The 13722-nt window shown below is 72.3% G+C and carries 15 protein-coding genes; 9 read left to right on the top strand and 6 right to left on the bottom strand.

Translation table 11 applies throughout. The features are described 5' to 3' along the window. Positions 1-17 precede the first annotated feature (17 nt). Both ABEA26_RS11160 and ABEA26_RS11155 read left to right on the top strand, forming a co-directional pair. Entirely contained in the window at positions 18-1013 is a 996-nt protein-coding gene (locus ABEA26_RS11160; RefSeq protein WP_345591520.1) for a polysaccharide deacetylase family protein, read from the top strand. A 138-nt stretch (positions 1014-1151) separates the two neighbouring features. Then, on the top strand, positions 1152-1883 hold the full coding sequence (locus ABEA26_RS11155; RefSeq protein WP_345591518.1) for a DUF7873 family protein: 732 nt from the start codon (positions 1152-1154) through the stop codon (positions 1881-1883). 416 nt (positions 1884-2299) lie between these two features. Here ABEA26_RS11155 and ABEA26_RS11150 read toward each other — a convergent pair whose 3' ends face one another. Beyond that, a complete protein-coding gene (locus ABEA26_RS11150; RefSeq protein ID WP_345591516.1) occupies positions 2300-2656 on the bottom strand; it encodes a MazG-like family protein in 357 nt (118 codons plus the stop codon). Positions 2657-2706: 50 nt separating this feature from the next. Beyond that, entirely contained in the window at positions 2707-3249 is a 543-nt protein-coding gene (locus ABEA26_RS11145) for a DoxX family protein (protein WP_345591514.1), read from the bottom strand. A 144-nt stretch (positions 3250-3393) separates the two neighbouring features. On the opposite strand from ABEA26_RS11145, the gene ABEA26_RS11140 reads away from it, so the two are divergent. Further along, positions 3394-3720, top strand: coding sequence for a nuclear transport factor 2-like protein (locus tag ABEA26_RS11140; protein WP_345591512.1), 327 nt, complete (start codon positions 3394-3396; stop codon positions 3718-3720). A gap of 142 nt (positions 3721-3862) precedes the next feature. After that, positions 3863-4858: an aldo/keto reductase gene (locus ABEA26_RS11135; RefSeq protein WP_345591510.1), complete on the top strand. Its 996-nt coding sequence runs from the start codon at positions 3863-3865 to the stop codon at positions 4856-4858. Positions 4859-5104: 246 nt separating this feature from the next. Here ABEA26_RS11135 and ABEA26_RS11130 read toward each other — a convergent pair whose 3' ends face one another. Beyond that, positions 5105-5941, bottom strand: coding sequence for an SDR family oxidoreductase (locus tag ABEA26_RS11130; protein ID WP_345591508.1), 837 nt, complete (start codon positions 5939-5941; stop codon positions 5105-5107). A 123-nt stretch (positions 5942-6064) separates the two neighbouring features. Next, positions 6065-7108 (bottom strand): Gfo/Idh/MocA family protein, encoded by a 1044-nt coding sequence (locus tag ABEA26_RS11125; RefSeq protein ID WP_345591506.1) that lies wholly within the window; start codon positions 7106-7108, stop codon positions 6065-6067. 106 nt (positions 7109-7214) lie between these two features. On the opposite strand from ABEA26_RS11125, the gene ABEA26_RS11120 reads away from it, so the two are divergent. The 5 genes from ABEA26_RS11120 (at position 7215) to ABEA26_RS11100 (ending at position 13017) form a co-directional block, all read left to right on the top strand. After that, positions 7215-8618: a multidrug effflux MFS transporter gene (locus tag ABEA26_RS11120; RefSeq protein ID WP_345591504.1), complete on the top strand. Its 1404-nt coding sequence runs from the start codon at positions 7215-7217 to the stop codon at positions 8616-8618. Continuing rightward, the gene (locus tag ABEA26_RS11115) at positions 8546-9754 is read left to right on the top strand and encodes a serine hydrolase domain-containing protein (protein WP_345591502.1); all 1209 of its coding nucleotides are present in this window, start codon (positions 8546-8548) and stop codon (positions 9752-9754) included. The genes ABEA26_RS11120 and ABEA26_RS11115 overlap by 73 nt, the downstream gene beginning before the upstream one ends. An 81-nt stretch (positions 9755-9835) precedes the next feature. Beyond that, positions 9836-10855: a small ribosomal subunit Rsm22 family protein gene (locus ABEA26_RS11110; protein ID WP_345591500.1), complete on the top strand. Its 1020-nt coding sequence runs from the start codon at positions 9836-9838 to the stop codon at positions 10853-10855. A gap of 244 nt (positions 10856-11099) precedes the next feature. Next, complete coding sequence (locus tag ABEA26_RS11105; RefSeq protein ID WP_345591498.1) at positions 11100-12317, top strand: sensor histidine kinase; 1218 nt, start codon at positions 11100-11102, stop codon at positions 12315-12317. Between the two features lies 1 nt (position 12318). Next, positions 12319-13017: a response regulator transcription factor gene (locus ABEA26_RS11100; protein ID WP_345591496.1), complete on the top strand. Its 699-nt coding sequence runs from the start codon at positions 12319-12321 to the stop codon at positions 13015-13017. 134 nt (positions 13018-13151) lie between these two features. Here ABEA26_RS11100 and ABEA26_RS11095 read toward each other — a convergent pair whose 3' ends face one another. Both ABEA26_RS11095 and ABEA26_RS11090 read right to left on the bottom strand, forming a co-directional pair. Next, a complete protein-coding gene (locus ABEA26_RS11095; protein ID WP_345591494.1) occupies positions 13152-13346 on the bottom strand; it encodes a hypothetical protein in 195 nt (64 codons plus the stop codon). A gap of 111 nt (positions 13347-13457) precedes the next feature. Beyond that, on the bottom strand, positions 13458-13685 hold the full coding sequence (locus ABEA26_RS11090; protein ID WP_345591491.1) for a DUF6243 family protein: 228 nt from the start codon (positions 13683-13685) through the stop codon (positions 13458-13460). Between the last annotated feature and the right edge of the window lie 37 nt (positions 13686-13722).

Raw genomic sequence — 13722 nt, 5'->3', positions numbered from 1 at the left:
GGGGAGGACTCACTCGTATGCGCATTACACGCCGTCAGCGCCTGCGTTCCCTGGTCACCGGGGTGGCCGTCGCCACGCTGGCAGCCGCGGGCACCGTCGCCGCCGACGCCGGTCCGGCCCAGGCAGCCGCCTGCAACGGATACGTCGGACTCACCTTCGACGACGGCCCCTCCGGCAACACCCGGGCCCTGCTCGACGCGCTCCGGCAGAACGGGCTGCGGGCCACGATGTTCAACCAGGGCCAGTACGCGGCCCAGAACCCGTCCCTGGTCCGGGCACAGGTCGACGCGGGCATGTGGGTCGCCAACCACAGCTACACCCACCCGCACATGACCCGGCTGAGCCAGTCGCAGATGGACTCGGAGATCTCCCGGACCCAGCAGGCCATCGCGAGCGCGGGCGGCGGTACGCCGAAGCTGTTCCGCCCGCCGTACGGCGAGACCGACGCGACGTTGCGGGCGGTCGAGGCCAAGTACGGGCTGACCGAGGTGATCTGGGACGTCGACTCGCAGGACTGGAACAACGCCAGTACGGACGCGATCGTGCAGGCCGCCTCCCGGCTGGGAGACGGCCAGGTCATCCTCATGCACGACTGGCCCGCCAACACGCTCGCGGCCATTCCGCGCATCGCGCGGACCCTGGAGAGCAAGGGCCTGTGCTCCGGCATGATCTCCCCGCAGACCGGCCGAGCGGTCGCCCCCGACGGCGGCGGGGGCGGCGGCGGTGGCGGTGGGGGTGGCGGGGGCGGTGGCTGCACCGCCACGCTTTCCGCCGGGCAGCGGTGGGGCGACCGGTACAACCTCGACGTCGCGGTCAGCGGGTCGAGTGACTGGACGGTGACGATGAACGTGCCGTCCCCGGCGAAGGTCCTGTCCACCTGGAACGTCAACGCCAGTTACCCCAGCGCGCAGACGCTGACCGCCAAGTCGAACGGCGGCGGCGACAACTGGGGCGCCACCATCCAGGCCAACGGCAACTGGACCTGGCCCACGGTCTCCTGCAGCGCGGGCTGACCCGGGCCCCGAGCACGCACGTCGTGTGGCACGGCGGTCCCGGCCGCCGTGCCACACGAGTGCCGGCCAACCCCGAAAAGCACGTGCGCGCCCCCGAGGAGCCGGGATACGTTCATGTCCGTTCGAAGGGGGACCGACATGGCGAAGCTGAACCAGATCATCGCTGTCGAAAAGGGCGTCAAGAGCAAGTCGCTCCAGGACATCACCGCGGCGCACCAGAAGGTGCAGAAGCCGGCGCTGCTGGCCGGGATCTCGCGTACGTACCAGCCGAAGGACGAGGAGGGCGAGCAGTTGCCGCCCGAGTCCACGCGGGTGCAGGTGCAGGGCGAGGACGTGCTGCGTGAGATGGCGGCGTCGCTGACGCGGTTGTTCGACGTGACGGCGACGAAGGACTGGGCGAACTGCGCGGCCCGCGCGGACGTCACGGTCGACGGGCGGACGGTCGTCGCGGACGTACCGGTCAGCTACCTGCTCTTCCTGGAGAAGCAGCTCACCGACCTGCACACCTTCGTCAAGAAGCTTCCCACGCTCGACGCCGCCGAGTCCTGGTCCCAGGACCCGTCCACGGACTGGTGGAAGACCGACCCGGTCCGCACCATCCGGACGAAGAAGGTCCCGCGCAACCACGTCAAGGCCGAGGCGACCGACAAGCACCCGGCGCAGGTCGAGGTGTACTACGAGGACGTGCCCATCGGGTACTGGACGACCGTGAAGTTCTCCGGAGCGCTTCCGGCGCGGCGGGTGAACGAACTCCTGGAGCGGGTCGAGAAGCTCCAGCAGGCCGTGAAGTTCGCCCGCGAGGAGGCCAACGGTGCCGAGGTCACCGACCAGCGGGTCGGCGACGCGGTGTTCGGCTACCTGTTCGGCTGAAGCACAGGCCGCCCGGACACGGGTAGCCTCCACGAATGCCCCCGCGTGCGAGCGCGGGGGTGCGCGGCAGCGCGGGCCGGAATTGAGGACCGGTTCGCGCGACGAGCGCAAGTTGAAACTGAAGTTCAGCCTGAAGCGGCGCGGGTGACGATCACCCGGGCCGTCAATCTCAGACTCTCGCTCCAGCTTCAGCATTGCCGCCGATCGCCGGATCGACCGGGGACGGACGAACGCCGTCGGATGCGAGTTCGACTCTCGCCTGCACCTCTCACCTGGTGCGGTAGTTCAAAGGAAGAACACGACGGCATGATGACTGATCCGTCCTCTTAAACGCCGCCGGCGTGCGCAATTGGGTGGCATCCCCAGGGGCCCGGGAGCTGGATACGACTCCCGGGCCCCGTCACGTCATCACGTTGTCACGCATCGGCGTCCGGCGTGCCCAGTGATCGCCTCGCCACCCGCTCCAGATGCCGCTCGAACACCTCCCGCGTCTCCGGGGTCAGCGTCCGCAGGACCACCAGTGCCGTGATCACCACGTCGCACAACTCCGCCTCGACGTCGTCCCACGTGTGGGTGACGCCCTTGCGCGGGTTCTGGCCGGTCGCGCCGATCACCGCCTCGGAGACCTCGCCGACCTCCTCGGACAGCTTCAGCATGCGCAGCAGGAGGCCCTCCCTGCCGCCTACGGGCTGGTCCGCCTCCAGCCACTTCCACAGGGCGTCGACGGTGGCCCAGAGGTCGGCGGGTGCGCTTGCGTGATGGTCGTCGTTCATGCGCGGCAGCCTGCCACGGTCGGCCGGGGACGCGGTACCTGATCGTCGCGTCAGTCGAACAGCGGTTCCTGCTCGCCCTCCGCCGCCTTCCGTACCCGCTTGTTGCGCGCCCCCACGATCACCGTCGTGGCCGCGGCCGTCACCGCGAACGCCACCGGGACCATCCAGTTCCGGTTGACGGTGTGGCCGAGCGCGTGGTCCAGGGAAAGGCGGCCCGGGCCCGTGACCGCGAGGCCGACGGCCGTCAGACCGAGCGACGCCGCGTACTCGTAGCCGCCGGCCTGGGCGAAGAAGCCGTTGGGCGCGTGCACCGCCGCGGCGCCCGCCATCGCCCCGGCCGCCGCCGCACCCGCGGCCGGGGTGGCAAGGCCCAGCGCCAGCAGCGCCCCGCCGCCGGCCTCCGCGAGGCCCGCCGCGGTGGCACTGGCCCGGCCCGGCGCGTAGCCCATGGCCTCCATGGCCTGGCCGGTGCCCTCGATCCCGCCGCCGCCGAACCAGCCGAGCAGCTTCTGCGCGCCGTGTGCGGCCAGGACGCCGCCGGTACCCAGTCGGAGCAGCAGCAGCCCCAGATCACGCCGGTCATAACAGTTCACGTCGACTCCCTCGCAGACAGCGGCGGCTCACCTTCCCACCGTCGCCCGCCCGCGTCGCGCGGGCCCGCCGCGGGCGCCGTTCGGGTGGCGTGCGCCTGGCGGGCCGGGTGGCGGAGGTCCGGGGGCGGTGTGACGCTGGCCGGCATGACCATTCAGACCACGCGACTCAGCGACCCGGCCGTCCGCGCCTTCGTCGCCGCTGTCAACGCCCACGACCGCGAGGCCTTCCTCGCGCTGCTCGCGCCGGACGCCACCATGGCCGACGACGGGGACGACCGGAACCTCGCCCAGTGGATCGACCAGGAGATCTTCTCCTCCCACGGCCACATGGAGGTCGACAACGAGTCGAACGGCGGTCGCGCCCTCATCGCCCGCTACAGCAACGACACCTGGGGCGAGATGCGTACGCGGTGGAGCTTCACGGTGGGCGAGGACGGGCGGATCGCGCGGTTCGAGACCGGGCAGGCGTAGCCCCCGGGTCACACCCCGGGTCACCCTTCGAGGTGGCACCCCGGGCTCCGCGCCGGTCCTGGTCCGTGCTGGTCCCGGTCCGTTCTGGTCCGTCGTTTCAGCCCTTGCCTTCGTGTGCGCTTCAATTCCTAGTGTCTCCGGCATGGAAACGAACGGGACCACCAGAACCCTCGGCCGCAGCGGCATCGAGGTCAGCGCGCTCGGGTTCGGCTGCTGGGCGATCGGCGGGGAGTGGCAGGACGCCGACGGGCAGCCGCTCGGCTGGGGCCGAGTCGACGACGAGGAGTCCGTACGGGCGATCCGGCGCGCCCTCGACCTCGGAGTCACCTTCTTCGACACCGCCGACGTCTACGGCACCGGCCACAGCGAACGCCTGCTGGGCCGCGCCCTCGGCCGGCGGCGGGACGACGTGGTCATCGCCACCAAGTGGGGCAACGTCTTCGACGCGGACACCCGTACCCTCACCGGCGCCGACGACTCACCGGCGTACGCCCGCAAGGCGCTCACCGCGTCGCTGGAGCGCCTGGGCACCGACCACGTCGACCTCTACCAACTGCACCTCGCCGACGCCGATCCAGTGCGCGCGGCGGAACTGCGCGACGTCTGCGAGGAATTCGTACGGGAGGGACTCGTGCGTGCCTACGCCTGGAGTACGGACGATCCCGAGCGCGCCGCCGTGTTCGCGTCCGGCGAGCACTGTGCGGCCGTGCAGCACCGGGCCAACGTGCTCCAGGACGCGCCCGGGATGATCGCCCTGTGCGAGGCCGCGGGGCTGGCGAGCGTCAACCGCAGCCCACTCGCCATGGGGCTGCTCGGCGGCGGGCACACGGGCCGACGGGTTCTCGAGGCCGGGGACATCCGCAACAGGCCGCCCGCCTGGCTGTCGGGGTTCGGGGACGGGACCGGTGCGGACCCGCGGTGGCTGGCGCGGGTCGAGGCGCTCCGGGACGTCCTCACCGCGGACGGCCGTACGCCCGCACAGGGCGCCCTGGCCTGGCTGTGGGCGCGTAGCCCGCGCACCGTGCCGATCCCCGGGTTCCGTTCCGTCGCGCAGGCCGAGGAGAACGCGGGCGCGCTGGCGCGGGGGCCGCTCAGCGGTGAGCAGATGGCGGCCGTCGACCGCATCCTGGGACGCTGAGACAGGCGGTGGTTCACGCGGCAGCCGTTCCGCCCACCGGTGCGTATTCCGCGGTCTCACGCGGGATCCACCCCCACCCGGTGTGGTGGAACGGCTGCCGCCTCCCCCTCGGAATGGCCTGCGGAGCCAACGAAGGCCGACGCTCCAAGTGTGAAGCTCCTGTGAAGGAGCGTTGAGCATACGTCCGTCACCGGCCGCAACACAGTGGACCGGAGAATTCCGGTTGTGTGAATCGGTGTGGTGCCCTCAGCCCCGACCCACGTACGGCATCGCCGTCGCCATGACCGTCGCGAACTGCACGTTCGCCTCGGGTGGCAGCTCCGCCATGTGCCGCACCGTGCGCGCCACGTCGGCGACGTCCATCACCGGCTCGGTCGCCGTCTCCCCGTTGGCCTGGAGCGCACCGGTCTGCATGCCGGCCGTCATGTCGGTGGCCGCGTTGCCGATGTCGATCTGGCCGACCGCGATGTTGTGGGGCCGGCCGTCCAGCGAGAGTGACTTCGTCAGGCCCGTCAGCGCGTGCTTCGTCGCCGTGTAGGCCACCGAGTGGGGGCGCGGCGTGTGCGCCGAGATCGAGCCGTTGTTGATGATCCGGCCGCCCTGCGGGTCCTGCTCCTTCATCTGCCGGTACGCCGCCTGTGCGCACAGGAACGCACCGTTGAGGTTGGTGTCCACCACGTGCCGCCACGCCTCGTAGGACAGTTCCTCGACCGGCACGCCTCCCGGGCCGAACGTCCCGGCGTTGTTGAACAGCAGGTCCAGTCGTCCGAAGTGGTCGCATACGGCGGCGAACAGGGCTTCCACGTCCCCCGGTCGTGACACGTCGGCGCGGACGGTGAGTGCCGTCGCGCTGCCCGCGGGTGCCAGGGCCGCCGTCTGCTCCAGCGTCTCGGGGCGTCGGCCGGCGAGAGCCACCGACCAGCCCGCTGCCAGCAGTTCGACGGCCACCGCCCGGCCGATGCCGGAACCGGCGCCCGTGACGACGGCGACGCGCCGCGCGCTGCTCGCGTCCCCGCCGGTCTGTTCCTTACCGGTCTGTTCCTTGCCGGTGGGTTCCTCGCCGGCTGCTTTCGCGTTGCTCATGAGGCGGCAGCGTACGTGTGATGCGCAGGTCGCCGGTGTCGAGGATCTCGTGGTCCTCCACCGGCGACCCGCGCGTGCGCCACGGGCGCAGGTGGGGGTGAGGTGGGGGTGGGGGAGCAGGGATCAAGCCGGTGTGACGACCGGCGCTCCCGTCTCTTCCGGGTGCGCGCCCGTCTCTCCCGGGTACCGGACGCCGACGCGGTCCCGGATCGCGTCCAGTGTCCGCATCACGGCCAGGGTGCCGTCGAGCGGGACCAGCGGCGACTCGGTCTCACCGGCGCGCAGGGCGCGCATCACCTCCCTGGCCTCGTGCTGGAGGCTGTCCCGGTGCCCGTCGGCCGGGTCGGCGCGGAACTCCTCCGGCTCCTGGCCGTCCCGGTGCAGTACGAAGCGGTCCGGGAAGAAGAAGCCGTCCGGAACGTCGATACGGCCCTGGGAGCCCGTGATCGAGGCGGAGTTGGGCGTCCCGCCGGTGATGGAGCAGTGCACCGAAGCGAGAGCGCCGCTCTCGTAGGAGAGCAGTGCACCTGTCTGGAGATCGACGCCCTCCTCCGAGAGCACTGCTCGCGCCGCGACGTCCGACGGCTCACCGAGCAGCAGCTGGGCGAACGACACCGGGTACACGCCCAGGTCGAGCAGCGCGCCGCCGCCCTGCGCCGGGTCCCGCAGCCGGTGCGCGGGAGGGAAGGGCCCCGCCAGGCCGAAGTCCGCCTGCAGACTGCGGACCTCGCCGATCGCGCCGTCGTCGACCAGTGTCTTCAGCCGCCGCACCATCGGGTTGCAGTACATCCACATCGCTTCCATCAGGAAGCTGCCGCTCCGGCGGGCGAGCGCGACCAGTTCCTCCGCCTCGCGCGCGTTCAGCGTGAACGGCTTCTCGCACAGCACGTTCCGCCCCGCCTCCAGGCACAGGCCGGCGGCCGTCCGGTGCGCCGAGTGCGGAGTCGCGACGTACACCACGTCGACGTCCTCGTCCCGCGCCAGGGTCTCCCAGTCGCCGTACGCCCGCGGTATCCCGAACCGCTCCGCGAACTCCTTCGCCGACGCCTCGGTCCGCGAGGCCACCGCCACGACCTCCGCGTCCGGCAGGTCGACCAGATCCGCCGTGAACCTCGCCGCCATACCGCCGGTCGCCAGAATTCCCCAGCGCACCTTCTGCCCGCTCACCGCTGACACCGTGTCCCACCCTCGCTTAGGTTCGTTCGAGTCTGTTCGTTCAAGTCCGTACGAGCTGAGAGCATAGGTGCCGGATCTGTCGAACAGGGAGGGGCACATGCCCGAGCGCGGGCCGTCCATACGGCGCACGCCGCAACCGACCACTACACAACCGATCACCACACAACCGAACACCGCGCCACCGACCACCCCACAACCGCACACGCCCCGCGCGGCCGGACCGGAAACGGGACCGGCCGCACGCTCGCTGCGCGCCACCCGCCGCACCGGCCTGCTCGTCACCCTCATCCTCGGCAGCCTGACCGCCACGCCGCCGCTCGCACTGGACATGTACCTCCCCGCACTCCCGGAGGTCACCCGGTCCCTGGGCGCGCCCGCAGCGACCGTCCAGCTCACGCTCACCGCATGCCTGGCCGGTATGGCACTCGGCCAGCTCGTCGTAGGGCCGATGAGCGACAAGTGGGGCCGCCGCCGCCCGCTCCTGGCCGGCCTCGCCGCCTACGTCGTCGCCACCGTCCTGTGCGCGATCGCCCCCACCGTCGAACTCCTCATCGCCTTCCGGCTGGCTCAGGGACTCGCGGGCGCTGCCGCGATAGTCATCGCCCGGGCCGTCGTCCGTGACCTCTACGACGGCATGGCCATGGCCCGCTTCTTCTCCACCCTCATGCTGATCTCCGGCGTCGCCCCGGTCGTCGCGCCACTCATCGGCGGGCAGGTACTGCGCATCACGGACTGGCGGGGCGTGTTCGTCGTGCTCACCGTGGTCGGGGTGGTGCTGGGCGTGACCGTCTGGGTCAAACTGCCCGAGACGCTGCCGGCCGCAGAACGGCACGCCGGTGGCGTCGGCGACACCGTCCGCGCGATGCGCGGCCTGCTCGCCGACCGCGCCTTCACCGGGTACATGCTCGCGGGCGGCTTCACCTTCGCCGCGCTGTTCGCCTACGTCTCGGCGTCCCCGTTCGTCATCCAGGAGATCTACGGCGCCTCCCCGCAGATGTTCAGCCTGCTGTTCGGCCTCAACTCGATCGGTCTGATCGTCGTCGGACAGATCAACGGCAAGATCCTGGTCGGACGGGTCCGGCTGGACCGGGTGCTGGGCCTCGGCCTGCTGATCGTCATCGCCGCCGCGACGGCCCTGCTGCTGATGACCCTGGGCGTGTTCGGCGAGGTCGGCCTCGTGCCGGTCGCTGTCGCGCTGTTCGTGCTGATGTCCGCGATGGGCATCAGCATGCCCAACACCCAGGCGCTCGCCCTGATGCGGGTCAAGAAGTCCGCGGGCTCCGCGTCCGCGCTGCTCGGCACGTCCTCCTTCCTCATCGGCGCCATCGCCTCCCCGCTCGTCGGGATCGCGGGGGAGGACACCGCCCTGCCGATGGCCGTCGTCCAGCTGGTGGCGGCGCTGATCGCCCTCGCCTTCCTGGTGGGGATGTGCCGTCCTGCCACAGGACGTACGGCAGGACGTACGGCAGGACGTGCGGCCGGGGAGGGGGAAGAGAGCTGAGCACCCCGAGACTGCGCAGCGACACGCCGGAACGGGCCGGGCTCGACCCCGAACAGCTCCGCCGTGTCGTCGAGGAGGTGCACGACCTCACCACCGGCGAGCGTCCCTGGGCGGCGGGCGCCGTCGTGGCCGTCGGCCGCGGACCCGTGCTCGCCGTCGAGGAGGCGGCGGGCTGGGCCGTGCGCTACGCGTCCTACGACCCGCGCACCGACGCGGGCGTGGAACTGCCCGCCCGTAGCCGGGTTGAGACGACCGTCGGCACGCCCTTCGACCTGGCGTCCCTCACCAAGGTGTTCACGGCGGTCGCCGCCGTGCAGCAGATCGAACGGGGCACCCTCGGTATCGACGCCGAGGTCGGCGCCTACCTGCCGGACTTCCGGGCGGCCGCCGCACACCGCGTCACCGTACGGCAGCTGCTCACCCACACTTCCGGGCTGCGGCCCGAACTCCCGCTGTACGACTGTGCCGACGACGAGGACCGGCTGCGCCGGCTGCGCGGGGAGCCCCCGGTGGGGGTGCCCGGCACGTACTGCTACTCGGACCTGAACATGCTGCTCCTCCAGCACGTCCTGGAACGCGTCACCGGCCGCGGTCTCGACGTCCTCGTCCACGACGGGATCACCCGGCCGCTGGGCATGACGGCGACACACTTCGGACCGTGCCCGGGCGCGGCGGCGACGGAGGACCAGCGGCGGCCGTGGGCCAAGGCGGACCGGGGAATGCTGCGGGGTGTCGTGCACGACGAGAACGCGTGGGCGCTGGGCGGGGTGGCCGGTCACGCGGGGCTGTTCTCCACGGGCCGGGACCTCGCCGTCTTCTGCCGGACGCTGCTCGCGGGCGGCTCGTACGGGCCCGCGCGCATCCTCGGCCCCGACTTCGTGGAACTGCTCCTGACCGAGCCGGGGCTCGGGTTCGCCCTCGACCAGCCGTGGTTCATGGGCGAGCTGGCGGGGCGCGGAGCGGCCGGGCACACCGGCTTCACGGGCACGATGCTGGTCCTCGACCGGGCGACGGACACCTTCGCGGTCCTCCTCGCCAACAGGGTCCATCCCCGTCGCCGTGCCTCGGACAGCGGGCCCCGCGCGGCGCTGGGGACGCGGGTGGCGCGGGCGGTACGGGCGGTGCGGGACAACTGAGCCGGGGCGCCCGAGGCACCCCACCCCGTACCCCACCCCTCACCCCGCCGGCCCACCCGGCCCGACCCGTAGAATCACCGGGTGAACGACCCCGCCAACCCCGCCGACGCCCTGCGTGCCGCCCTCGCCGACCTGGTCGAGGGGCTGCCGCCCCGGCAGGCCGCCCGGGCCGTGGAACGGCTGATCGCCAACTACCGCGGGGCCACCCCGACCGACGCCCCGATCCTGCGCGACCGCGCCGACGTCGTCGCCTACGCCGCGTACCGCATGCCGGCGACCTTCGCCGCGGTCCGGTCGGCGCTGGCGGCTTTCGCGGACGCCGTGCCCGGGTGGGTGCCCGGGAGCCATGTCGACGTCGGCGGCGGGACCGGCGCGGCGACCTGGGCCGCGGGTGCCACCTGGGACGGCGCGCGTCCGGTGACCGTGCTCGACTGGGCCGAGCCCGCGCTCGCCCTCGGCCGGGAGATCGCCGCCGCCCACCCCGCCCTGCGCGACGTACGCTGGCAGCGCTCTCGTATCGGAGCGGCGCTCACCATCGAGAGCACTGATCTCGTCACCGTTTCCTACGTCCTCAACGAGCTGACCGGCCCCGACCGCGCCGCGCTCGTCGACGCCGCCGCCACCGCCGCACGGGCCGTCGTGATCGTGGAGGCTGGCACCCCCGACGGTTACGCCCGCGTCATCGAGGCCCGCGACCGGCTGATCGCCGCCGGGTTCCAGGTCGCCGCCCCCTGCCCGCACAGCGCCGCCTGCCCCATCGTGCCCGGCAAGGACTGGTGCCACTTCGCCGCGCGGGTCAGCCGTTCCTCCCTGCACCGCCAGGTCAAGGGTGGCTCCCTCGCCTACGAGGACGAGAAGTTCAGCTACGTCGCCGCCACTCGGCTGCCGGTCGCCCCGGCCCCCTCCCGGGTGGTCCGGCGTCCGCAGATCCGCAAGGGACAGGTCCTGCTCGACCTGTGCGAGACCTCGCCGTCCAGCCCGCACGAGCAGCTTCGCCGCCGGACGGTCACCAAGCGCCACGGCGACCTGTACAAGGCCGCCCGAGACGCGGAATGGGGCGATTCCTGGCCCTCGTCGGAGGCCAATCCTCCTACCCAGTAAGGTCGTTGACTGAGGAGGCACGGTACGGATGGCGACACCGCGGGACAGCACGGCCGACGACCGGCTCCACGGACGTGGGGACACCACCTCCACCTCTCTCCCCCCTGTCCCGGCGGCCTCAGCCACCGCGTCTCTCTCCGCCGGCCCATTCTCCTCAGCCGACTCAGCCGACTCAGCCGACTCAGGCACCGCAGCAGCCTCAGTCACCCCGACCGTCTCCGGCACCCCCTCTGTCTCCGCCACCGTGTCCGCCACCCTCTCCGCCGCTCTCGCGGCGGTACGGCAGCTCACCGGTGGTCTCGGCACGGCGGTCCTCGCCCTGTTCCTCCTCTGCGCGTTCACCCTCATCGCCCTGGCCTGCCTGGTCGGCGTCGGCCTGCTCATGGCCCCGGCCGCGCTGCGGGCGCTGCACGCCCTCGCCGCGACGGAACGGAAGCGGCTCGGCCACTGGGGGCCCGAGATCGTCGCCCCCGACCCGCCGCCCACCCGGCTGCGGGTCGCCCTGGCCGACGGGACCACCCGGCGTGAGCTGCGCTGGCTGGCCCGGCACGCCACCCTCGGTCTTCTGCTGGGGCTGCTCGGTCTCCTGCTCCCGCTCTTCGCCGTCCGCGACATCACCTTCCCCCTGTGGTGGCAGCTCGGGCCCGGGGAGCCGACGGCCACATCCGTGGGCATCGGTACCGCGCAGTCCTGGCCGGACGCCGTCGCGGTGGTGCTGCTGGGCGTGGGCTGGATCGCGATCGTCCTGGGGTTGGGGCCGGGTATGGCGGGGTTGCAGGCGGGCCCGGGGCGGCGGTTGCTGGTGGCGGGGCCGGGTACGGATCTGTCGTTGCGGGTGGCGGAGTTGACGGCGACGCGGGCGGCGGCGTTGGACGCGCACGCGACGGAGTTGCGGCGGATCGAGCGGTCGTTGCACGACGGTGCGCAGAACCGGTTGGTGTCGGTGACGGTGTTGCTGGGTGCGGCGCGGCGGATGGCGGTGCGTGATCCGGTGGGTGCGGACGCGTTGCTGGAGCGGGCGCAGTCGGCGGCGGAGGAGGCGTTGGGGGAGTTGCGTGCGGTGGCGCGGGGGATTCTGCCGCCGGTGCTGGCGGATCGTGGGCTTGCGGGGGCGTTGTCGGGGCTGGCGGCGGACTGCGGGGTGCCGTGCCGGGTGGAGGCGGACGTGCCCGAGCGGTGTGCGGCGTCGGTGGAGGCGACGGCGTATTTCGTGGTGGCGGAGGCGTTGACGAACGTCGCGAGGCACAGTGGTGCGGGGCGGGTTTCGGTGTGGGTGCGGGGGCGTGGTGGGCGGTTGCGGCTGGTGGTCGAGGACGACGGCCGGGGTGGTGCGGACGAGGGCGGGGGTTCGGGGCTTACCGGGATCCGGCGGCGTGTCGCGGCCCATGACGGCACCCTGCGCCTGACCAGCCCGCCCGGCGGACCGACGACCCTGGAAGTGGACCTCCCCCGTGGAACATGAAATGGACCGTGGCACGACCGGCGGCGCGAGCCGCGCCCTGCGGATCGTGATCGCCGAGGACGACCCGTTGCTGCGCGAGGGGCTCGCCCTGCTGCTGCGCGCGGAGGGCCTGGACGTGGTGGCCACCGCGGACACCGGCGAGTCGGTGCTCGACGCCATCGACGAGCACGAGCCCGACGTGGCCATCCTGGACGTACGCATGCCGCCCACCCACACCGACGAGGGCGTCCGCGCGGCCGTCGAGGCCCGGCGCCGCCGCCCCGCGTTGGCCGTCCTGGTGCTGTCCGCGTACGTCGAGCAGTCCTTCGCCACCGACCTGCTCACCGGCGGGGTGGGCGGCATCGGCTATCTGCTCAAGGAACGCGTCGGGCGGGTCGAGGAGTTCATGCTCGCGCTGCGCAGGGTCGCGGCCGGGGGCACCGCCATCGACCCCGAGGTCGTCGCCCAGTTGTTCACCCGCACCCACCAGGACACCCGCCTGGAGCGTCTCAGCCGCCGTGAGCGCGAGGTGCTCGCCCTGATGGCCGAGGGCCTGGGCAACAACGCGATCGCCGGACGCCTCGTCGTCACCGACGGCGCGGTCCACAAGCACATCCGCAGCATCTTCGCCAAGCTCGACCTGTCGCCGGCCGACCAGGTCGACCGGCGCGTGGCAGCCGTCCTGCACTACCTGGAGAACGCGCGGGCGCAGCCCCGCTGACCTGCGCTGACCAGGACCGGTCTGCGGAGTACAGCCTGCTGTACTCCGGGTCGGGGCGTGCGCGGCAATGTTTCCCGGGGGCGCGACTGGTGTGCTGAACACGTGGGTTCAGTCCATCGGTTCGGCACATCGGTTCAGCCACCCCGAAAGGACATCGCGGTGAGCACGCACGCACAGACCGGCACCGGATCCGCTCCGGAGTCGCACGTCGCCCCCGCACACCGGGCGAGCTGGCGCGTCGACTGGCGGTGGTACGTCGCGGTGATCGCCGCGGTGCCCGCGGTGCTCATCGTGACCGCGACGGTCGTCGGCGGCGATGCACCGGTCATGTCCGCCGCCCACACCTTCCTGGTCAGCTCCGTCGTCGTGGCAGCGGTCCTGCTGATCACGACCAGGGGCCGGCTCGGTTACGAGCCGGGCCCGCCCCTGACACGGTGCTTTCATGACGCCTCGCCGGCGATGCCCGTTCCCCGCCGGTCCGGTCGGTCCTGCCGGTCCTGCTCCTGCTGTCGTGCCTGGAGCTTTCGCAGCAGTTCCCGCTTCTGGGTCTGCGGGCTCGGTCCGCCGCCGGTCCGGCCGTTCCGGTCGGCGCCGCGCAGGGCGTTGCGGCTGAGTGTCCGGCGGGTGCCGCCGACGCCCAGCATGTTTCCGGCTCCACCTCGGGTCATGACCTTCTCCTCTCGGTACGATACGTTGCGTCTCGCG

The sequence above is a fragment of the Streptomyces marokkonensis genome, assembly GCF_039539045.1.
Taxonomy (GTDB): Bacteria; Actinomycetota; Actinomycetes; order Streptomycetales; family Streptomycetaceae; genus Streptomyces; species Streptomyces marokkonensis.
This window is presented reverse-complemented; position numbering and strand designations above follow the sequence as displayed.

Excerpts from the sequence above, each read along its gene's own strand:
- ABEA26_RS11160 (WP_345591520.1), top strand. The coding sequence starts at position 18 with ATGCGCATTACACGCCGTCAGCGCCTGCGTTCCCTGGTCACCGGGGTG.
- ABEA26_RS11155 (WP_345591518.1), top strand. The coding sequence starts at position 1,152 with ATGGCGAAGCTGAACCAGATCATCGCTGTCGAAAAGGGCGTCAAGAGC.
- ABEA26_RS11150 (WP_345591516.1), bottom strand. The coding sequence starts at position 2,656 with ATGAACGACGACCATCACGCAAGCGCACCCGCCGACCTCTGGGCCACC.
- ABEA26_RS11140 (WP_345591512.1), top strand. The coding sequence starts at position 3,394 with ATGACCATTCAGACCACGCGACTCAGCGACCCGGCCGTCCGCGCCTTC.
- ABEA26_RS11135 (WP_345591510.1), top strand. The coding sequence starts at position 3,863 with ATGGAAACGAACGGGACCACCAGAACCCTCGGCCGCAGCGGCATCGAG.
- ABEA26_RS11130 (WP_345591508.1), bottom strand. The coding sequence starts at position 5,941 with ATGAGCAACGCGAAAGCAGCCGGCGAGGAACCCACCGGCAAGGAACAG.
- ABEA26_RS11120 (WP_345591504.1), top strand. The coding sequence starts at position 7,215 with ATGCCCGAGCGCGGGCCGTCCATACGGCGCACGCCGCAACCGACCACT.
- ABEA26_RS11100 (WP_345591496.1), top strand. The coding sequence starts at position 12,319 with ATGGACCGTGGCACGACCGGCGGCGCGAGCCGCGCCCTGCGGATCGTG.
- ABEA26_RS11095 (WP_345591494.1), bottom strand. The coding sequence starts at position 13,346 with ATGACCGGTGCATCGCCGCCGACGACCGTCGCGGTCACGATGAGCACC.
- ABEA26_RS11090 (WP_345591491.1), bottom strand. The coding sequence starts at position 13,685 with ATGACCCGAGGTGGAGCCGGAAACATGCTGGGCGTCGGCGGCACCCGC.